The organism is Streptomyces laurentii, from assembly GCF_040635425.1.
Classification (GTDB): Bacteria; Actinomycetota; Actinomycetes; order Streptomycetales; family Streptomycetaceae; genus Streptomyces; species Streptomyces laurentii.
Genome location: NZ_JBEYHT010000012.1, coordinates 1 through 19,543 on the forward strand (window position 1 = coordinate 1; position 19,543 = coordinate 19,543).

At 72.4% G+C, this 19,543-nt stretch carries 16 protein-coding genes; 6 read left to right on the plus strand and 10 right to left on the minus strand.

Annotation, left to right across the window (positions count from 1 at the left end; translation table 11 throughout):
• Positions 1–194: 194 nt before the first annotated feature.
• On the plus strand, positions 195–839 hold the full coding sequence (locus ABZ693_RS10370; protein ID WP_359875381.1) for a superoxide dismutase: 645 nt from the start codon (positions 195–197) through the stop codon (positions 837–839).
• Between the two features lie 167 nt (positions 840–1,006).
• Here ABZ693_RS10370 and ABZ693_RS10375 read toward each other — a convergent pair whose 3' ends face one another.
• Entirely contained in the window at positions 1,007–1,642 is a 636-nt protein-coding gene (locus tag ABZ693_RS10375) for a mycothiol-dependent nitroreductase Rv2466c family protein (protein WP_359875382.1), read from the minus strand.
• Positions 1,643–1,799: 157 nt separating this feature from the next.
• Here ABZ693_RS10375 and pepN (ABZ693_RS10380) point away from each other — a divergent pair, with 157 nt between their 5' ends.
• A complete protein-coding gene (gene pepN, locus ABZ693_RS10380) occupies positions 1,800–4,361 on the plus strand; it encodes an aminopeptidase N (protein ID WP_359875383.1) in 2,562 nt (853 codons plus the stop codon).
• A 202-nt stretch (positions 4,362–4,563) separates the two neighbouring features.
• Positions 4,564–5,379, plus strand: a complete 816-nt coding sequence (locus ABZ693_RS10385; RefSeq protein ID WP_435842388.1) for a hypothetical protein — start codon at positions 4,564–4,566, stop codon at positions 5,377–5,379.
• A 12-nt stretch (positions 5,380–5,391) separates the two neighbouring features.
• Here ABZ693_RS10385 and ABZ693_RS10390 read toward each other — a convergent pair whose 3' ends face one another.
• Together ABZ693_RS10390 and ABZ693_RS10395 are read right to left on the minus strand one after the other, a co-directional pair.
• Positions 5,392–6,612 carry a serine hydrolase domain-containing protein gene (locus ABZ693_RS10390; RefSeq protein ID WP_359875384.1) on the minus strand — a complete coding sequence of 407 codons (1,221 nt, stop codon included), beginning with the start codon at positions 6,610–6,612 and terminating at the stop codon, positions 5,392–5,394.
• Positions 6,613–6,718: 106 nt separating this feature from the next.
• Positions 6,719–7,186, minus strand: a complete 468-nt coding sequence (locus ABZ693_RS10395; RefSeq protein ID WP_359875385.1) for an NUDIX hydrolase — start codon at positions 7,184–7,186, stop codon at positions 6,719–6,721.
• Between the two features lie 396 nt (positions 7,187–7,582).
• Here ABZ693_RS10395 and ABZ693_RS10400 point away from each other — a divergent pair, with 396 nt between their 5' ends.
• Together ABZ693_RS10400 and pepN (ABZ693_RS10405) are read left to right on the plus strand one after the other, a co-directional pair.
• Entirely contained in the window at positions 7,583–8,599 is a 1,017-nt protein-coding gene (locus ABZ693_RS10400) for an aspartate-semialdehyde dehydrogenase (RefSeq protein ID WP_359875386.1), read from the plus strand.
• Positions 8,600–8,790: 191 nt separating this feature from the next.
• Positions 8,791–11,367 carry an aminopeptidase N gene (gene pepN, locus ABZ693_RS10405; RefSeq protein WP_359875387.1) on the plus strand — a complete coding sequence of 859 codons (2,577 nt, stop codon included), beginning with the start codon at positions 8,791–8,793 and terminating at the stop codon, positions 11,365–11,367.
• A gap of 168 nt (positions 11,368–11,535) precedes the next feature.
• Here pepN (ABZ693_RS10405) and alc read toward each other — a convergent pair whose 3' ends face one another.
• The 4 genes from alc to ABZ693_RS10425 all read right to left on the minus strand — a co-directional run bounded on the left by alc (position 11,536) and on the right by ABZ693_RS10425 (position 15,805).
• Positions 11,536–12,678, minus strand: coding sequence for an allantoicase (alc, locus tag ABZ693_RS10410; RefSeq protein WP_359875388.1), 1,143 nt, complete (start codon positions 12,676–12,678; stop codon positions 11,536–11,538).
• Positions 12,679–12,737: 59 nt separating this feature from the next.
• Positions 12,738–13,745 (minus strand): LysR family transcriptional regulator, encoded by a 1,008-nt coding sequence (locus tag ABZ693_RS10415; protein ID WP_359875389.1) that lies wholly within the window; start codon positions 13,743–13,745, stop codon positions 12,738–12,740.
• Between the two features lie 10 nt (positions 13,746–13,755).
• On the minus strand, positions 13,756–14,685 hold the full coding sequence (locus ABZ693_RS10420; RefSeq protein WP_359875390.1) for a DMT family transporter: 930 nt from the start codon (positions 14,683–14,685) through the stop codon (positions 13,756–13,758).
• 91 nt (positions 14,686–14,776) lie between these two features.
• On the minus strand, positions 14,777–15,805 hold the full coding sequence (locus ABZ693_RS10425; protein WP_359875391.1) for an EamA family transporter: 1,029 nt from the start codon (positions 15,803–15,805) through the stop codon (positions 14,777–14,779).
• A gap of 191 nt (positions 15,806–15,996) precedes the next feature.
• Here ABZ693_RS10425 and ABZ693_RS10430 point away from each other — a divergent pair, with 191 nt between their 5' ends.
• On the plus strand, positions 15,997–16,524 hold the full coding sequence (locus ABZ693_RS10430; RefSeq protein ID WP_359875392.1) for a MarR family winged helix-turn-helix transcriptional regulator: 528 nt from the start codon (positions 15,997–15,999) through the stop codon (positions 16,522–16,524).
• Positions 16,525–16,615: 91 nt separating this feature from the next.
• Here the strand turns inward: ABZ693_RS10430 and ABZ693_RS10435 are convergent, their stop codons facing one another.
• From ABZ693_RS10435 to ABZ693_RS10445, 3 genes are read right to left on the minus strand one after another with little or no spacing between them, the layout of a single operon-like run.
• Positions 16,616–16,846, minus strand: a complete 231-nt coding sequence (locus ABZ693_RS10435; protein ID WP_359875393.1) for a hypothetical protein — start codon at positions 16,844–16,846, stop codon at positions 16,616–16,618.
• A 20-nt stretch (positions 16,847–16,866) separates the two neighbouring features.
• Positions 16,867–19,149 carry a 4-alpha-glucanotransferase gene (gene malQ, locus ABZ693_RS10440; protein WP_359875394.1) on the minus strand — a complete coding sequence of 761 codons (2,283 nt, stop codon included), beginning with the start codon at positions 19,147–19,149 and terminating at the stop codon, positions 16,867–16,869.
• Position 19,150: 1 nt separating this feature from the next.
• On the minus strand, positions 19,151–19,357 hold the full coding sequence (locus tag ABZ693_RS10445; RefSeq protein WP_435842389.1) for a hypothetical protein: 207 nt from the start codon (positions 19,355–19,357) through the stop codon (positions 19,151–19,153).
• Between the last annotated feature and the right edge of the window lie 186 nt (positions 19,358–19,543).

The following is a 19,543-nucleotide window of genomic DNA, read 5'->3' on the forward strand; positions in this document are numbered from 1 at the left end:
CTGCACTGGTCACGCTTCCGCAGACGCAGCCAGGCCCGAGCCCGACGCTCCCACTACAAACGCCGAGGCCACACACCCCAGATGCGGTTGCAGTACTAGGACCAAGGACTGATCCACACCTGTCGCACCTACCCTTAAGCTGCACTTGCATATAGGTTGCAATAAGCATTCAGTCAGTCGAAGGGCTGGGCACCATGGCCGTCTACACGCTCCCGGAACTGCCGTACGACTACGCGGCACTGGAACCGGTGATCAACCCGCAGATCATCGAGTTGCACCACGACAAGCACCACGCCGCCTACGTCAAGGGCGCGAACGACACCCTGGAGCAGCTGGCGGAAGCCCGCGACAAGGAGCAGTGGGCGTCCCTCAACGGGCTGGAGAAGAACCTGGCGTTCCACCTCTCCGGCCACATCCTCCACTCCATCTACTGGAACAACATGAACAGCCCGAAGGACGGGGGCGGCGGCGAGCCGCTGGCAGCCGACGGCGTCGGTGAGCTCGCGGACGCGATCACCGAGTCCTTCGGCTCCTTCGCCGGGTTCAAGAACCAGCTGACCAAGGCCGCCGCGACCACCCAGGGTTCCGGCTGGGGCGTCCTCGCCTACGAGCCGGTCAGCGGCCGTCTGATCGTCGAGCAGGTCTACGACCACCAGGGCAACGTGGGCCAGGGCTCGGTACCGGTCCTGGTCTTCGACGCCTGGGAGCACGCCTTCTACCTCCAGTACAAGAACCAGAAGGTCGACTTCATCGAGGCCATGTGGCAGGTCGTGAACTGGCAGGACGTCAGCCGGCGTTACCAGGCGGCCAAGGCCTCGGTGCCGCTGATCTCCTTCTGAACCGCCTCCCGGCAGGGGCCCGGCGCCGGGCCCCTGCCGGGGACACGACGTCCTGCTCGTGATCGTCTTTTCACCCTTCACCGGGCAGGCGGTGAAAGGAGGAAACCCCCGTGATGACGTGAATCACGGGGGTTCCTCTGTGGCCGGCCGGCCGCCGGCCGCCGGGGCTACTCGAAGCTCGGCGCAGCCGTGCGGGTGCGCTTGATCTCGTAGAAGCCGGGGGTCGACGCCACCAGCAGGGTGCCGTCCCACAGCCGGGCCGCCGCGTCGCCGCGCGGGGTCGGGGTGACGACCGGGCCGAAGAAGGCGACCTCCTCGCCGTCGGCGCCGGGCACCGAGATGACCGGGGTGCCGACCTCCTGGCCCACCTTGTCGATGCCCTCCTTGTGGGAGGCGCGCAGCTCCTTGTCGTACGTGTCCTTGTCGGCGTACTCGATGAGCTCGGCCGGCAGGCCGACGTCCGCCAGCGCGCCCTCGATGGCCTCGCGGGTCGGGCCCTCGCCGTTGACGTGGAAGCGGGTGCCGAGCGCGGTGTAGAGCGGGCCGACGACCTCGTCGCCGTGCAGCTCCCGGGCGGCGATGACGACCCGCACCGGGCCCCACGCCTGGGTCTCCATCATCTCGCGGTACTGCGGGGGCATGTCGTCGAGCTTGTCCTCGTTGAGGACGGCGAGGCTCATGACCTTCCAGCGCACGTGGACGGGGCGGACCTTCTCCACCTCCAGCATCCAGCGGGAGGTCAGCCAGGCCCACGGGCACAGCGGGTCGAAGAAGAATTCGGCGGTGGTCGCGTTCTCGGACATGCGTCTCCTCAAAGGCGGTCGGCGGCGGCGGTGCGGCGGTGTGCCCGACCTGACGGAACGCCGCCGCGCCCGGCCGCATTCCCGGTGCCCGCCTTCTGGCCACGCGGGACGCATGGCAGGATCGGTCCTGTTTCGAACGCACGACGAAGGAGTGCCGGTGCCCGGTGAGAATCTGACCCGCGACGAGGCCCAGGCGCGCGCCGGGCTGCTGTCCGTCGACGGATACGAGGTCGCCCTCGACCTGCGTTCGGCGGTCGGCGAGTCCGCGCGGGACGTCCGTACCTTCCGTTCGGTGACGACGCTGCGGTTCCGTCGTACGGGTGAAGGCGACTCCACCTTCGTCGACCTGATCGCGCCCTCCGTGGACGCGGTCACCCTCAACGGCCGCGCCCTCGACCCGGCGGTCGTCTTCGACGGCACCCGGATCGCGCTCGACGGCCTCGCCGACGAGAACGTGCTGGTCGTCGATGCCCAGTGCGCCTACAGCCGCACCGGCGAGGGCATGCACCGCTTCGTCGACCCGGAGGACGGCGAGGTCTACCTCTACACGCAGTACGAGCCGGCCGACGCCCGCCGGGTGTTCGCCAACTTCGAGCAGCCCGACCTCAAGGCCCCGTACCGCTTCGAGGTGACCGCGCCCGAGGGCTGGACGGTCTGGTCGAACGGCGCGGGCGAGCAGGGCGCCGACGGCGTGTGGCGGTTCGCCGAGACGGCGCCGATCTCCACGTACATCACCTGTGTGGTGGCCGGTCCGTACCACTACGTCACGGACTCCTACACGCGCGTGCTCGGCGACGGCACCGAGCTGGAGATCCCGCTCGGCGCGATGTGCCGCAAGGGTCTCGCGAAGCACTTCGACGCGGACGACGTCTTCCTGGTCACCAAGCAGGGTCTCGACTTCTTCCACGAGAACTTCGACTACCCGTACCCCTTCGGCAAGTACGACCAGGCCTTCGTCCCCGAGTACAACCTCGGCGCGATGGAGAACCCGGGCATCGTCACCTTCCGCGAGGAGTACATCTACCGCGGCAAGGTCACGCAGGCGGCGTACGAGCGCCGGGCCAACGTGATCCTGCACGAGATGGCCCACATGTGGTTCGGCGACCTGGTCACCATGGTGTGGTGGGACGACCTGTGGCTGAAGGAGTCGTTCGCCGACTTCATGGGCTCCTTCTCGCTGGCCGAGGCCACCCGCTTCACCAACAGCTGGGTGACCTTCGCCAACAACCGCAAGGCGTGGGCGTACCGGGCCGACCAGCTGCCGTCCACCCACCCGATCACGGCCGACATCCGTGACCTGGAGGACGCCAAGCTCAACTTCGACGGCATCACGTACGCCAAGGGCGCCTCGGTGCTCAAGCAGCTCGTGGCCTATGCCGGACGGGACGCGTTCCTGGAGGGCGCGCGCCGCTACTTCAAGCGCCACGCGTACGGCAACACCCGCCTCGCCGACCTGCTGACCGTCCTGGAGGAGACCTCCGGCCGGGACATGAAGGCCTGGTCGAAGTCCTGGCTGCAGACCTCGGGCGTCAACTCCCTCACCCCCGCCGTCACCTATGACGCCGAGGGCCGGATCACCGAGCTCGCCGTCCTCCAGGAGGGCGACGAGCTGCGCCCGCACCGCGCCGCCGTGGGCCTGTACCGGCTGACCGACGGCGCTCTCGTGCGTTACGCGCGCGCGGAGGCCGACGTCACCGGCGCCCGTACGGTGGTGGCCGAGCTGGCCGGTGCCGAGCGGCCCGACCTGGTCCTGGTCAACGACGACGACCTCACCTACTGCAAGGTCCGCTTCGACGAGGAGTCGCTGGCCACCCTGCGCGGCCACCTCGGCGACATCACCGACCCGCTGGCCCGCGCGCTGTGCTGGTCGGCGCTGTGGAACCTGACCCGCGACGGCCTGATGCCGGCCCGCGACTTCGTGCGCGTGGTGCTGGAGTTCGCGGGCCGCGAGACCGACATCGGCGTCCTGCAGATGGTGCACGCCTGGGCGCAGAGCGCCGTCACCCACTACGCCGCGCCGGAGTGGCGCGCCGAGGGCGGGCGGCTGCTCGCCGAGGGCGGGCTGCGCGAGCTGCGGACCGCCGCGCCGGGCAGCGAGCACCAGCTGACCTGGGCGCGCTTCCTGGCCGCCGTGGCCGGGTCGGACGCCGACTTCCAGCTCCTGGAGGGGCTGCTCGACGGCTCGGCCGCGATCGACGGCCTGGAGGTGGACCAGGAGCTGCGCTGGGCGTTCCTGGAACCGCTGGCCACGCACGGGCGGGCCGACGAGGACCGGATCGGCGCGGAGCTGGCCCTGGACGACACGGCGACCGGCAAGCGGCACCAGGTGCGCTGCCTGGCCGCCCGCCCGTCGAAGGCCGTCAAGGCGCAGGCGTGGGCGCAGGTCGTGGAGTCGGACCAGCTCTCCAACGCGCTGGTGGAGGCGACGATCGCCGGCTTCACGCGGCCCTCGCAGCGCGAGCTGATCGCGCCGTACGCGGAGAAGTACTTCGCGGTCATCGAGCGCATCTGGGCGGAGCGGTCCATCCAGATCGGCATGGACGTGGTGCGCGGCCTGTTCCCGGGGCTCCAGGACCGGCCCGAGACCATGGCGGCGACGGACGCGTGGCTCGCGGAGCACGCGGACGCGGCGCCCGCGCTGCGCCGGCTCGTCCTGGAGGCGCGCGACGACCTGGCGCGCGCCCTGCGGGCGCAGGAGTGCGACGCGCGCGCGGTGTGAGGACGCGCGGTGTCCCTACGCGCGCGTGGTCGCGCCGTAGTGGCATATGACGTGTGAGAGCGGCCCCTGGCGAAGGTTTGTCCGTCAGGGGCCGTTCTATGTCGGCACTCGAACGCCTTTTCTTTAGGGCGGAGTTGTCCGGATTGGGCAACGAATAGGAAACGACGGTTACCCCTCCGGCCTATGACGGAAGACCGTCGTCATGAACTACGACATCCCCACCGGCACGGAGACCGGCATGGACCGGTTCCGGGCGGCCGTCCGTCACGTCCGCGGCGAGGCGATGCTCACCGGGCTCGCCGCCCTGTCCCTGCACCGACTCGCCACCGCTCCCCCGCCTGACCTGGTCGAACGGGTCGACGTGCTCGTCCCGCGCACCCGGCGGCCGCGCTCCACCGACCGGATCCGGGTGGTGCGCACGGCCCGGCCGCCGCTGCCGGTCGAGATCGACGGGCTGCCGGTGGCGCCGGTGGAACGGGCGCTCGCCGACGCGGTGGCCGAACCGGCCGACGCGGCCACGGCGCGTCGGCTGCTCACCGAGGCGGTCGGCGGCGGCTACTGCGAACCGGGGGTGGTGGTACGGGAGCTGAGCCGGGCCCGGCTGCTCGGCCGGCCGCACGTGGCGGACGCCGTGGACGCGCTGCTCACCGAGGGCCGGGCCGTCGCCGAGCGGCGGCTGTACGCGATGGTGCGCGGCTGCGGGCTGCCGGAGCCGCTGTGGAACGTGGACCTGCGGCTGCCGGGCGGCCCGCACCTGGGTGCCCTGGACGCCTACTGGCCGGTGCAGGCCGTGGCGGTCGAGCTGGACACCCGGGCGGCCCGGCGGGACGAGGACGCCCTGGACACCGCGTACACCCGCAAGCGCGAGCATCTGGAGCGGCTGGGCATCACGGTCGTCCGGCTCGGACCGCGGGGGCTGCGCGAGGCGAGGGACCAGCAGGCGACCGTGGTCCGTACGGCCCTGATGGCCGCGGCGGACCGGCCGCCGGCCGCCCACGTGGTCGTCCTGCCCCGCTGACCGGCCGACGTGTCAGTTCTTCACGCCGAAGGCGGCGAGCGAGTCGGCCATGGTGGCCTTGGCGGTCTTCGCGGCCTTGTCGGGCTTGGCGTTCGTACCGCAGAACTCGGCCTCGACCGGGGCGCCGATGTCGCCCGTCCAGTCGGCGTTGAAGTTGGCCGCGAGCGAGTGCCGGCCGTCCTCGGTGACCCGGGCCTCGGTGTGGGAGCCGTGGATGCCGCCGCTGTGGCCCCAGACGACGGTGCCGCAGCTCAGTTCCGTGCGCATGAGCCCGAGGCCGTAGCGGTCCTTCGGGCTCAGTTCGGTGGCGACCGTGTCCTTCATCTCCTTCAGCGCGGCGGGCGGCAGCAGCCGGCCGGTGAGCAGGGCGCGGTAGAACGTCTGGAGGTCGCCGGCGCTGGAGATCACCTCGCCCGCCGCCCCGGCGATGCTCGGGTTCAGCTCGCTCACCTCGTAGGTCGGGCCGTCGGTCTTCTCGCTGAGCTTGGAGTACGCCCCGGAGTGCGGCCCCGGCATCCGGGGATCGGTGCCGGGAACACGGGTGGCACGCAGCCCGAGCGGCTTGATGATCCGCTGTTCGACCTCGTTCTCGTACGTGTGGCCGGTCACCTTCTCGATGATCATGCCGGCCAGCACGAAGTTGGTGTTCGAGTAGTTCCAGTCCGTCCCGGGGGCGAAGTCGGGCTTGTGGCGCATCGCGACGGCGACGAGCTGCTCGTCGGTCCAGGTGTCGTAGCGGCTCTCGAGGAATCCCGGGCCGAAGACCTGCTTCTGGAAGCCCTTGTCGGCGGTGTAGCTGTAGACGCCGCTGGTGTGGTCGAGCAGCTGGCGCACCGTCACCTTGCGCCCGTCGTTGCCCTGCCCGCGGACGACCCCGGGCAGCCACTTCTCCACCGTGTCGTCGAGGTCGATCCGGCCCTCGGCCTGGAGCTGGAGCAGCACGGTGGCGGTGAAGGTCTTGGTGAGGGAGCCGACCCGGAAGCGGTCGTCGGCCCCGCGCTCGCCCGCGGTGCCGGCCCAGCGGCCCTTGCCGTCGCGGGCCGCCGCGAGCGCTCCGGGCACGCCCTCGGCGACGGCCGTGTCCAGGGACTGCTGGGTGGCCGCGTGCGCCGCCGGGGCGGGCCGGGCGGGCGTCGGCGCCGCGGCCATGGCCGGGACGGCGAGCGCGGTGGTGGCGAGGCCGGCCGCGAGGGCGGCGGCGACGGCGGTACGGAGGACGCGGACGGCGTGCATACGGGCTCCCGTGATCGTGGGTGATCGGGCGATCAGTGGTGCTCGCTGGGACAGGACCACGGGAAGGCGTACGGGGTTGAGGACGTTCGCGACGGTTGAGCCGTTTTCAGCCGTTCGCCGGATCGGAGAGCGGGGAATGGCCCAGCGGCGGCCGGTCGCGCCAGAGCTGGAGGCCGACGTCGACGAGCGCGACCCGGTCGAGGGCGGGCACCGCGTCGAGCGGGTGCCAGGCGGCGAGGTCGGTGGAACCGTTCGTCTCGGGCCGCAGCTCGCCGCCGGTGATCCGCGCCTCGTACACGATGCGCAGCCCCTGCCAGTCCCCGGCGGCGCCGAGCCGGCGCGGCCACGAGCGGCGGATGGAGTCGATGCCGAGCAGCGTGGTGGGCTCGGCCGCGTACCCGGTCTCCTCCTCGACCTCGCGCACGACGGTCTCGACCGGATCCTCGCCATGGTCCATGCCGCCGCCAGGCAGCGTCCACCGCTTGACCCCGTGGGGTGCCACCCAGCGGGCCAGGAGTATCGCCCCGTCACGTACGCACACGGCGTAGGCCGCCACCCGCAACTCGGTTCTCATCCACCGAGGTTAGGGCCCTGTCGCCCCTGGCGTGAGGTGATCGCCGACCCTCACGGACCCGGCCGGCACCACCCGCGGGGCACCTTCGGAACCCCGCACTCCGGACCTACGTCAGGCCGGCCCGACGCCGCCGTCGCGGACACGGCCCTTCGCTGGGCGCTGACGGTGGCGTGTCGACCGTTTCCCGCCTCCCAGCCGGGAAAGAGCGGACCCCGTCCTCCGAGCACCCAGGCGGCCGGACCGGGCCGCCGGCTCCGCGCACGGCTGCGGCGGCTGCCCCGCCGTGCCGGGGACGTCCGCTCCTTGGACAATGGATTGGACAAGCGATACGGGGACATACGCATCATGGAAGCGGCATCACCCGCATCACCTGCACATCCCTACGGAGGAGTCCCCGTGAAGGTCGGAATCGTCGGAGCCACCGGTCAGGTCGGCACAGTCATGCGCAGGATCCTGGCCGAGCGCGATTTCCCGGTCACGGAGCTGCGGCTCTTCGCGTCCGCCCGCTCCGCCGGCACGGTCCTGGACGGCGTCACCGTCGAGGACGCCGGCACCGCCGACTACACGGGTCTGGACATCGTGCTGTTCTCGGCCGGCGGCGCCACCTCCAAGGCGCTGGCCGAGAAGGTCGCCGCGCAGGGCGCGGTCGTGATCGACAACTCCTCCGCCTGGCGCCGCGACCCCGAGGTCCCGCTGGTGGTGTCCGAGGTGAACCCGCACGCGATCAAGGACCGCCCCAAGGGCATCATCGCCAACCCGAACTGCACCACCATGGCCGCCATGCCGGTGCTCAAGCCGCTGCACCAGGAGGCGGAGCTCACCGCCCTGGTCGCCACCACCTACCAGGCCGTCTCCGGCTCCGGCCTGGCCGGTGTCGCCGAGCTGGACGGCCAGGTCAAGGCCGTCGCCGAGCGGGCGGCCGAGCTGACCCACGACGGCGAGGCCGTGGCCTTCCCGGAGCCCGGCGTCTACCGCCGCCCGATCGCCTTCAACGTGCTCCCGCTCGCCGGCAGCCTGGTCGACGACGGCTCGCACGAGACCGACGAGGAGCAGAAGCTCCGCAACGAGTCCCGCAAGATCCTGGAGATCCCGGAGCTCAAGGTCTCCGGCACCTGCGTGCGCGTCCCGGTCTTCTCCGGCCACTCGCTCCAGGTCAACGCCCGCTTCGCGCGTCCGATCAGCGTCGAGCGCGCCTACGAGCTGCTGCGGGACGCCGAGGGCGTCGAGCTGTCCGAGATCCCGACCCCGCTGCAGGCGGCCGGCAAGGACTCCTCGTACGTGGGCCGCATCCGGGTCGACGAGACCGTGGAGAACGGCCTGGCGCTGTTCGTCTCCAACGACAACCTGCGCAAGGGCGCGGCGCTCAACGCCGTGCAGATCGCGGAGCTGGTCGCGGCCGAGCTGAAGGGCTGACGCCGGCCGGAGGCACGAAGGGCGGCCACCCCCGTCGGGGTGGCCGCCCTTTCGCGTTCCCGCGTTCCCGCGTACGCGCGCGTCCGCTCCCCCGCACACCCTGCGTGTTCGCCCTGGGAAATGTTCCGTGCGCCCCCGGTCGGCCCCGTGGAAGGATGGGCCAAACATCACGAAACCGAGGAGTTGACCGGGTGCCTGGCACAAACCTGACCCGTGAAGAGGCGCAGCAGCGGGCGAAGCTGCTGACCGTGGACGCGTACGAGGTCGACCTCGACCTCACCGGTGCGCGGGAGGGCGGCACCTACCGGTCCGTCACCACCGTCCGTTTCGATTCCGCCGAGGCCGGCGCCGAGACGTTCATCGATCTCGTCGCCCCCGCCGTTCACGAGGTGGTGCTCAATGGGCACTCCCTCGACGTGGCCGCCGTCTTCCGGGACTCCCGGATCGCGCTCGCGCACCTCAAGCAGGGCGCCAACGAGCTGACGGTCGTCGCCGACTGCGCGTACACCAACACCGGTGAGGGCCTGCACCGTTTCGTCGACCCGGTCGACGGCGAGGTGTACCTGTACACGCAGTTCGAGGTGCCGGACGCCCGCCGCGTCTTCGCCTCCTTCGAGCAGCCCGACCTGAAGGCGACCTTCCGGTTCACCGTGAAGGCGCCCGAGGGCTGGACCGTGAACTCCAACAGCCCGACGCCGGAGCCGAAGGACGGCGTGTGGGAGTTCGCGCCGACGCCGCGCATCTCCACGTACATCACGGCCCTGATCGCCGGCCCGTACCACTCGGTGCACTCCACCTACGAGGGCAAGAACGGCCAGGTCGTGCCGCTGGGCATCTACTGCCGCCCGTCGCTGGCCGAGTACCTCGACGCCGACCACATCTTCGACGTCACCCGGCAGGGCTTCGACTGGTTCCAGGAGAAGTTCGACTACGACTACCCGTTCGCCAAGTACGACCAGCTCTTCGTGCCGGAGTTCAACGCGGGCGCGATGGAGAACGCGGGCGCGGTGACCATCCGCGACCAGTACGTGTTCCGCTCGAAGGTGACGGACGCGGCGTACGAGCGCCGTGCCGAGACGATCCTGCACGAGCTGGCGCACATGTGGTTCGGCGACCTGGTCACCATGGAGTGGTGGAACGACCTGTGGCTGAACGAGTCGTTCGCCACCTTCACCTCGGTCGCCTGCCAGGCCTCCGTCGAGGGCACCCGCTGGCCCAACGCCTGGACCACCTTCGCCAACGCGGAGAAGACCTGGGCCTACCGCCAGGACCAGCTGCCCTCCACGCACCCGATCATGGCGGACATCAACGACCTGGAGGACGTGCTCGTCAACTTCGACGGCATCACCTACGCGAAGGGCGCCTCGGTGCTCAAGCAGCTGGTGGCGTACGTCGGGCAGGACGAGTTCTTCCAGGGCGTGCAGGCGTACTTCAAGCGCCACGCGTACGGCAACACCCGCCTCGCCGACCTGCTGGGCGCGCTGGAGGAGACCTCCGGCCGTGACCTCAAGGCCTGGTCGAAGGCGTGGCTGGAGACCGCGGGCATCAACATCCTGCGGCCCGAGCTGGAGACCGACGAGAACGGCGCGCTGACCGCCTTCGCCGTCCGCCAGGAGGCCCCGGCGCTCCCGGCCGGCGCGAAGGGCGAGGCCGTGCTGCGCCCGCACCGGATCGCCATCGGCTTCTACGACCTCGACGAGGCCGGCAAGCTGGTCCGCACCGAGCGCCTGGAGCTGGACATCGAGGCGGCCGAGCTGACGGCCGTCCCGCAGCTGATCGGCCGCCAGCGGCCGGCGGTCGTGCTCCTCAACGACGACGACCTGTCCTATGCCAAGGTCCGCCTCGACGAGGTGTCGCTGCAGAACGTCACCGAGCACCTCGGCGACTTCACCGAGTCGCTGCCGCGCGCGCTGTGCTGGGCCTCGGCCTGGGACATGACCCGCGACGGCGAGCTGGCCACCCGCGACTACCTGGCCCTGGTCCTCTCCGGCATCGCCAAGGAGACCGACATCGGCGTGGTCCAGTCGCTCCACTCGCAGACCAAGCTGGCGATCGAGCTGTACGCGGCGCCGGAGTGGCGGGCCGAGGGCCTGGCCCGCTGGGGCGCCTTCGCGCTCGAGCAGCTGCGCGCCGCCAAGGCGGGCAGCGACCACCAGCTGGCGTGGGCGCGGGCCTTCGCGGCGACCGCCCGCGAGGACGCCGACCTCGACCTGCTCACGGCGCTGCTCGACGGCTCCGCGAGCGTCGAGGGCCTGGCCGTGGACGCCGAGCTGCGCTGGTCCCTCGTCCAGCGGCTCGCGGCGACCGGCCGGTTCGACGAGCCGGAGATCGCGGCCGAGCTGGAGCGCGACCGTACGGCGGCGGGCGAGCGGCACGCCGCGACGGCCCGCGCGGCCCGCCCCACCGAGGCCGCCAAGGCCGAGGCGTGGGCGTCGGTCGTGGAGAGCGACGCGCTGGCGAACGCCGTGCAGGAGGCCGTCATCGGCGGCTTCGTGCAGACCGACCAGCGCGAGCTGCTCGCCCCGTACACGGCGAAGTACTTCGCCTCCATCAAGCAGGTCTCCGAGACCCGCAGCCACGAGATGGTGCAGCAGATCGTGGTCGGCCTCTACCCGACGCTCCAGGTCTCCCAGGAGACGCTGGACGCGACGGACGCCTGGATCGCCGAGCACCAGCCGGTTCCGGCGCTGCGCCGCATGGTGACGGAGTGCCGCGCGGGCATCGAGCGCGCGCTGAAGGCGCAGGCGGCGGACGCGGCCGCGGCCTGATCCGTCACGCGGCATAGGACGCGCGAGACGCGCGAGACGCGTTAAAAGGACAGGGGTCCAGGCATATGCCTGGACCCCTGTCCCGCGTTCGGGACTATGCCCGGATCACTGCCTCGCGTTCGGGACTATGCCCGCATCGCTGTCCCGCGTCCGGGCCTATGCCGGCCGTCAGTCGGTCAGGCGCGCGTACGTCTCGCGCAGCTCCGCCGCGCCCGCCTCCGTCAGGCTGCCGTGCAGCCGCATCCGGGCGACGCCGCCGTCCGGGAACGCGTCGAGGCGCACGTGCGTGACGACGGCCGCCGCATCGAGCCGGAAGCGGTGCGGGGTGTCGGGCTGGAGGCGGGTGCGCGGCAGGATCTCGAACCACTCCCCCGTCTCGCCGTCGCGCCCCTGGAGCCCGATCCAGCCGGCGCTGTTGCCCTTGAGGTACGCGGTGTCGATCTCGACCGCGCGGACGGCGCCCTGCGCGGCGAGCCGGAAGCGCACCCAGTCGTTCGTGCCGCGCACCCGGCGGCGGCGGTTCTCCCAGCCGTCGTCCATCTTGCGGGAGGTGCCGGGCAGGATGATCTGGGTGGGCGAGGAGTAGAAGCGGTCCGAGGCGTCCTCGTACACGCCGCCGTTGAGTACGGAGACCAGGTCGAGGGTGCCGAGGACGTCCAGCCACGCGGGGTCGGGCACGACCTCGCCGTGCACGCGCAGACGGGCGATGCCGCCGTCGGGGTGCTGGCAGACCCGGAGGTGGGTGTAGCGGCGTTCGGCGGTGATCGCGAAGCCGTTGGCGGCGTGGCCGCGCACCGGCGTCGGCGGCAGCAGCTCCTCCCACTTGGCCTCAAGGAGTTCGGCGGGGCTCGGGCTGCCCTCGACGGCGGTGGCCTGGATGCTGACGCGCTGCGGGTAGTTGCCGCGGAAGTGGGCGGTGTCGACGATGATCCCGCGGACGACACCGGGCGCGCCGAGGCGGACGATCGCCCAGTCGTGTTCCTCGGGCGCGGGGAACGGGTGCTCGGCGTCGGCGCCCCGGCGGCGGCGGGTCTCCCAGCCGTCCATGATCTTGCCCTTGTGGCCGAAGCGCTCCGGGTCGAAGACGGCGCGCTCGCGCACCAGCAGGTTCTCGCGCTCGGCGAAGAACTCGTCGTTGGCGGCGACGACGCCGGCGCCGAGGCGGCGGTCGGCGAGGTCCACGAGCTCGGTGAACGGGAAGTCGCCGGCGCGGTAGTCGGCGTACGGGTCGCCACCGCCGTAGGGCGCGGCGTCGTTGGCGTGCGGGTCCTGGTCGTACTCCTGGGCGGCTGCGCTGTCGTCGAGGCTCATGTGTTCGACTGTGCCGTCCGCCCTCCCGCAGGTCCATCGAATGTTTTCGACAGGTCTTTTCAGTCCCGCTGAACGGTCGCGCCCGGACGGTCGTCCCCCCGCCCGGTCTCCACCGGCCGCACCTCCCCCGTCCCGGCGGCTCGCTGTAGCGTCTCGCGCCGTACGGCCGCCTGCCGCAGCGCCGCGAGGACCCGCGCCACCCCCGGCCCGTCCTCGGCCCCGCGCCGTACCGCCGCGACGACATGCCGGCGCGGCTGGTCGGCGGAGAGCACCCGCATGACGACGCCCGAGCCCACCCCCGTACGCCGTTCCGCGGCGGCCATCCGGGGCACCAGGGCGACGCCCATCCCGGCCTCGACCAGGGCGAGGATCGCGGTCCAGTCGGCGGCGCTGTGCGCCCGTTCCGGCACGAACCCGGCGGCCTCGCAGGCGGCGGTGGTGATCTCCGACCAGGGCCCGGAACTTCCGAAGATCCACGGCTCGGCGGACAGGTCGGCCAGCCGCAGCCCGGGTTCCTCGGCCAGCGCGTGCCGGACGGGCAGGGCGACGTCGAGCGGGTCGGCGAGCAGCGGAACGCGGCTGAACTGCGGGTCCCGGGCGGTCGGCGCGTGGGCCGCGAGCGAGAGCGCCAGGTCGGCCTCGCCGGCGGCGAGCAGGTCGTACGACTCAGCCGCCTCGGCCTCGCGGACCTGGACGTCGAGCCCGGGGTGGGCGGTGCGCAGGGTCTGCACGGCGGGGACGACGAGCGCGGGCACGGCGGTCGAGAACGCGGCGACCCGGACCCGCCCCGCCTCGCCCCGCACCAGCCCGTCGAGTTCGGCCTCGGCACGCTCCAGCTGGGCGAAGACGGCCTCGGCGTGCCGCAGGACCAGGTGCGCGGCCTCGGTCAGCCGGACCCGGCGGCCGTGTGCCTCCAGGAGCTGCACGCCGAGTTGCCGGGAGAGGTTGGCGAGTTGCTGGGAGACGGCCGAGGGGGTCATGCGCAGCGCCTCGGCGGTGGCGGTGACGGTGCCGCGATCACGCAGAGTGCGTAGGATCCGGAGCTTTTTTATGTCCCACTCGGTCATGAACGGCAACCTATCGGGCGGAACTGAGCGCCACTCCACCGATGATGAGCGCCATGCAGGCCACTCCGAGCAGTCCGAGCGTCTCGCCGAGCAGGGCGAAGGAGAGCAGGGCGACGCAGACGGGCTGGAGGTAGTAGACGACCCCGGCCCGGGCGGCGCCGATGAGGGAGATGGAGTGGTTCCAGGCGAAGAAGGCGACGGCGGAGGAGAAGACGCCGACGTAGACGAGCGGGCCGACGGTCTCGGGGACGAAGGCGAAGCCGCCCTGGACGACGAGGCTGGCCACGTACTCCGGCAGCAGCATCAGCGCGCCGAGCAGGAAGGTGACGAGGAGGAAGACCGCGCCGCCCACCTCGGCCGGGCAGTGCTTGAGCAGGACGCTGTACGCGGCGAAGGCGACGGCGGCCCCGAACATCCACAGGTCGCCCGCGCCGAAGTTGGTGGGGAAGCCGCCCCGGCCGACGAGGAGCAGGACGCCGGCGCAGGCGATGAGCATGCCGGTGATCCGGCGGACGCCGAGCGGGGTGCCGGTGATCCGCTCGTACACCGCCATGAGGACCGGCGAGGCCGCCATGATCATGCCCATGTTGGTGGCGGGGGTGGTGAGTCCGGCCTGGTTGACCAGGGTGTTGTAGAGCGAGATGCCGAGCAGCGAGGCGAGGACGAGATAGCCGAGGTGCCGCCGGATGAGCCGGCGCTTGCGCCAGGCGGCCCGGGCGGCGAAGGGCGCGACGACGACGATCGCGATGATCCAGCGCCAGAAGGCGTTCTGGATGGGCGGGACGGTCTCGTGCAGGGCCCGGGCGACGACGAAGCTGCCGGACCAGACGACCGTCGCGAGCAGGGCGAGCAGCACACCGAGGCCGGCGCCCTTCGGGATGATCCCCGCGGACGCCGGCCTCTCGGTGGTGGTCGTGCTCTCGGCTGCGGTCGGGCTCATACACCTACCGTCGCACCGCCGAAACCACCAGGTCCATCGATACTTCGTGAGCGTTTTCTTCAGCTGGACTGAACGTTTCCCCACCGGCTCGCTACCGCGCGCCCTCCGCGGCCCGTACGGCCCGCGCACGCTGCTCCGTGCCCTTTGAGCCGTTCGGGCGCTCGCCGCCCGTCACGCTCTTCGCGCCCCGCGGGTCCCGCGTGCCCTTCGCGTCCGTCGCGTCCGTCGCGCCCTTCGTTCCCCGCGGGCCCTTTGGAGCGGCGGGGGTACGGGGCGACAGCTGGCCGGCCAGGGTGGCGCCGAAGGCGATCAGCATGCCGGCGATCTGGACCGGGCCGAGGGCCTGACCGAGCGCGGCCCAGCCGATGACGGCGGCGGTGATCGGGGAGAGCGGGCCGAGCAGGGTGACCGAGGAGGCGCTCAGCCGCTCGATGCCGCGGAACCAGAGGAAGTAGGAGATCGCGGTGTTGCCGAAGGCGAGGTAGGCGTAGCCGGCCAGGTTGGTGCCGGTGAGGGCCGGCGGGGCGCCCTCGATCACGAAGGCGATGGGCAGGATGACCAGGCCGCCCGCGGTGAGCTGCCAGCCGGTGAGGGCGAGCGCGCCGACCCCCTCGGGACGGCCCCAGCGCTTGGTGAAGACGGTGCCGGCGGACATCGACAGCGCGGAGAGCAGACCGGCGATCACGCCGACCGTGTCGAACGCGGCTCCCGCCTTGAGGACGACGAGACTGACGCCGAACGCCGCTCCGATGGCGGTGAGCAGGGACTTCAGGGTGGGCTTGTCGCCCAGGAAGAGGGCCGCGAGGCCGACGACCAGGAGCGGGCCGACCGAGCCGACGACGGCGGCGATGCCGCCGGGCAGCCGGTAGGCGGCGAGGAAGAGGAGCGGGAAGAAGGCGCCGATGTTCAGTGCGCCGAGGACCAGCGATTTCCACCACCAGGCCCCGCTGGGGAGTTTTCGGGTGAGGGCGAGGAGCAGGAGTCCGGCGGGCAGGGCCCGCATCAGGCCCGTGAACAGCGGCCGGTCGGCCGGCAGGAACTCCGTGGTGACGAAGTAGGTGGAGCCCCAGGAGATCGGGGCCAGGGCGGTCAGGGCGACGGTGGCGACCTTGCTGGACATGACAGGTTTCCCCCCTGGGATACGGCTGCGGTGCGGCGGCGTGCGGTGCACGGCTCGTGCGGTGCGGTACGCGGCGGTCGGGCCGCCCCGCCGCCTCACCGTTCGGCTTGGCAGTAATTAACTTAGCACTAAGCTACTCACTTGCAAGTGGCTTTCTTGTCATCGACTCATCGAGAGGGGAGACTGAGGTCATGGAGAACACCACGCCCGCCCGCGGTCCCGGCCCGGAGCACGACGCCGTCGACGCCATCACCGACCAGTGGGCCGCCGTCCGCCCGGATCTCGAGACGCTGCCGATGGCCGTCTACGGCCGGATCCACCGGCTCTCGGCCGCCATCCGCGAGGAGGTCGGCAAGGCGTACAAGCAGTACGGCGGCATGTCGCTCGGCGAGTTCGACGTCCTCGCCACTCTGCGCCGCTCGGGCGCGCCGTACACGCTCTCCCCGCGCGAACTGACGTCGACGCTGATGATCACGACGGGCGGGATGACGGGCCGGCTCGACAAGCTGGAGCGGGCCGGGCTGATCACGCGCAGCCCCGACCCGAACGACCGGCGCGGGCTGCGGGTCACCCTCACCGAGGAGGCCCGGAACCTGGTCGACCAGGCCGTCGCCGCCGGTCTCGTCCGGCAGCGCGAGGCGGTGGACTCGGCGCTCACGCCGGAGGAGGCTCAGCAGCTGGCCGGGCTGTTGCGCAAGCTGCTCGCCACCACGGGCTGACACCGCTCGGAGAGCGGCTGAAGACACACGAGGGCGCCGCGCGGTACGGATGTACCTCGCGGCGCCCTGGCGCTACGGAATCGAGTGGGGCTTACGCCTGCTTCCTGGACTTGTCGAGCACCATCACCAGGCCGGCGATGACCAGGAACAGCACGATCGGCGCGGCCACGTACAGGCCGAGCGTCTCGATGACCGACAGCTTCGGGGCCGGGTCGTCGCCGTCGTCGCGGGTGTTCGCGAGCGCGGGAGACGACATGAGCAGCATCATCAGCGTCGTACCGGCCGCGACGGCACCGGCGCGCAGGGCGTTCTTCTTGTCCACGGTGCAAAAGTAGCGAACACCTAAACGGGTCGCGCGCCCGGGGGTGCCGTATGAGCCCCGAAGCGCTCCGCGAGCCCCCTCAGCAGGTCGTGCGCCCGGAGCGAGGAGGCCAGTTCCTCCAGGGTCAGCGGCTGTCCTTCGGGGTCCGCGAGGGGCAGGCGCCAGTTCGGGTACGCGTCCCAGGTCCCCGGCAGATTCTGCGGCCGGCGGTCGCCCACCGCGTCCGGCAGCCACACCCCGACCAGCCGGGCCGGGGTCGCCGCGAGGAAGCGGTGGAACGCGCGGATCTCGGCCGCCTCGTCGCCCGGCCCCTCCGGCAGGTACCCGAGCCGGGTCAGCAGCCCCAGCCACTCGGCGGTCTCGGCCGCGTCCCGGACCCGTTCGCGGGCCACGTCGCCGCCGGCCAGGCCCAGCCGGTGGCGCAGCGCCACATGGCTGCCGGTCAGCCGGGCGGCGGTGGGCGGCAGGTCGTGGGTGGTGACGGTGGCCACGCAGTCCGCCCGCCACTCCTCCGGCCGCAGCGGCCGCCCCGCGATGCCACCGGCACCGGCCCCGGCCCAGTCCCGTTCGAACCAGAGCACGGACGTCCCGAGCACCCCGCGCCGGGCCAGCTCCTCCCGTACCCCCGGCTCGACCGTCCCCAGGTCCTCGCCGACGACCGCCGCCCCGGCCCGGTGGGCCTCCAGGGCGAGGACGGCGAGCATCGCCTCGGCGTCGTAGCGCACGTACGTCCCCTGGTCCGGCGTGCCGCCCTCGGGCACCCACCAGAGCCGGAACAGGCCCATGACATGGTCGATCCGCAGCGCACCCGCGTGCCGCAGCAGGGCGCGCAGCAGTCCGCGGTACGGGGCGTAGCCCTCGGCGGCGAGCGCGTCGGGGCGCCAGGGCGGCAGGCCCCAGTCCTGTCCGCGCGCGTTGAAGGCGTCCGGCGGGGCGCCCACGGACATGCCGGCGGCGAAGACGTGCTGCTGCGCCCAGGCGTCGGAGCCGTCGGGGTGCACGCCCACGGCCAGGTCGTGCACGATCCCGACCGGCATTCCGGCGTCCCGGGCGGTCGCCGCGGCGGCGGCGAGCTGCTGGTCCGTCAGCCAGGCCAGCCGGCAGTGGAAGTCGGCCCGCTCGGCGAGCGCGGCGTCGGCGCGGACGGCCGCCTCGGCCCGGCGCGGGTCGCGGAGCCCGTCCGGCCAGCGGCGCCAGTGCGGGCCGTGCCGCTCGGCGAGCGCCTGGTAGGTGGCGTGGTCCTCCAGGGCACGGCCGTGTTCGGCGAGGAAGTCGTGGTACGCGGCCCGCCGGCCGGGCCCGAGCTCCACGGTGTGGATCAGCTCCAAGGCGCGCCGCTTGACGTCCCACACGGCGTCCCGGTCGATCAGGGCGCCCTTGCCGAGGACCCGTTCGCGCAGCTCGGCGGCGTCGGCGAGGATCCGCTCCAGCTCGCCCTGACGGGCCGGGGCGACGTACCCGAACTCGGGCACGTCCTCGATCCGCAGATGGACGGGGTCGGGGAAGCGGCGCGAGGAGGGGCGGTACGGGGAGGGGTCGGCGGGCGCCCCGGGCACAGCCGCGTGCAACGGGTTGACCTGCACGAATCCGGCGCCGTGGGTGCGGGCTGCCCAGTCGGCCAGCTCGCTCAGGTCACCGAGGTCGCCCATGCCCCAGGAACGGGCGGACAGCAGCGAGTAGAGCTGGACGAGCAGGCCGTACGAGCGGCCCGGCGGGGCGGGTACGCGCGCGGGGGCGACGATCAGGGCGGCGGTGGCGGTGCGGCCGTCGGGGGCCTGGGCGGTGAGCCGGTGCACGCCGAGCGGGAGGCCGCGCCAGTTCCGGCCGGTGACGGTGCGGCCGTCCTCGGTGGTGACGGTGATCCGGGTGCCGGACGGCAGGCGGAGGGCGTACGGGCCGCTCGGGCCAGGCGTGATACGAGCGTCTCCGGCGTCACCCCCGTGGCCGCCCCCGCCCCCGCCTCCGTCGCCCCCGTCACTCTCGTCGTCCCCGTGACCTCCGTCGCCCGGCTCTCCCGGCCACGGTGGCTTCTTCGGGTCCCTCGGGTCCCTCGGATCCGTGGGCTCCCTCCGCTCCTTCGGTTCGGCGCGCCAGCGCACGACGGCGGGCGGCAGCAGCCGGTCCCGCGCGGCCCGTTCCGCCGCGCCGAGGGCCGCGGCGAGCGCCCGCGGGGTGCTCGCGTCGACGTCCAGGGCGCGCAGGACGGCCACCACGGTGGCCTCGGGCACGGTGACCGTGACGCCCTCCGAGGGGGCGTACTCGGTGGCGACGCCGTGCAGGGCGGCGAGACGGGCCAGGGTCACGTCACACTCCGGGGGACTCCGAACCGCCCGCCGCGGCACGGACGGTGGGTTCGCTGGTGAGGGGGGTCGCCTCGACGAGAGGCGGTTCGCTGGTGAGCGGGGCGGCGTCGGCGAGGGGCGGCTCGCTGGTCAGCGGGCGGCCCTGGGCGGGGATGTGTATGCGGGCGGCGGTCGGGGCGGAGGTGCCGGCGGGGTCGGTGGCGGTCACGGGGTCTCCCGGTTCGTTCGTCAGCGCGGGCGGGGTGACGCGCGGCACTGCCCGGCGCCACCGGAGCGGCGCCGGGCAGGACAGCACAGGAAGCCCTACCCGCCGCTGCCCGTTTTACCGGCGGGATCCGGCGAAAGGGTGCCACCCCGCCGAAAGCACACCAGGCAAACCAGACAGTTCGACCAG

Excerpts from the sequence above, each read along its gene's own strand:
- ABZ693_RS10370 (WP_359875381.1), top strand. The coding sequence starts at position 195 with ATGGCCGTCTACACGCTCCCGGAACTGCCGTACGACTACGCGGCACTG.
- ABZ693_RS10375 (WP_359875382.1), bottom strand. The coding sequence starts at position 1,642 with ATGTCCGAGAACGCGACCACCGCCGAATTCTTCTTCGACCCGCTGTGC.
- ABZ693_RS10385 (WP_435842388.1), top strand. The coding sequence starts at position 4,564 with ATGAACTACGACATCCCCACCGGCACGGAGACCGGCATGGACCGGTTC.
- ABZ693_RS10390 (WP_359875384.1), bottom strand. The coding sequence starts at position 6,612 with ATGCACGCCGTCCGCGTCCTCCGTACCGCCGTCGCCGCCGCCCTCGCG.
- ABZ693_RS10395 (WP_359875385.1), bottom strand. The coding sequence starts at position 7,186 with ATGAGAACCGAGTTGCGGGTGGCGGCCTACGCCGTGTGCGTACGTGAC.
- alc (WP_359875388.1), bottom strand. The coding sequence starts at position 12,678 with ATGAGCCTCGACGACAGCGCAGCCGCCCAGGAGTACGACCAGGACCCG.
- ABZ693_RS10415 (WP_359875389.1), bottom strand. The coding sequence starts at position 13,745 with ATGACCGAGTGGGACATAAAAAAGCTCCGGATCCTACGCACTCTGCGT.
- ABZ693_RS10420 (WP_359875390.1), bottom strand. The coding sequence starts at position 14,685 with ATGAGCCCGACCGCAGCCGAGAGCACGACCACCACCGAGAGGCCGGCG.
- ABZ693_RS10425 (WP_359875391.1), bottom strand. The coding sequence starts at position 15,805 with ATGTCCAGCAAGGTCGCCACCGTCGCCCTGACCGCCCTGGCCCCGATC.
- ABZ693_RS10430 (WP_359875392.1), top strand. The coding sequence starts at position 15,997 with ATGGAGAACACCACGCCCGCCCGCGGTCCCGGCCCGGAGCACGACGCC.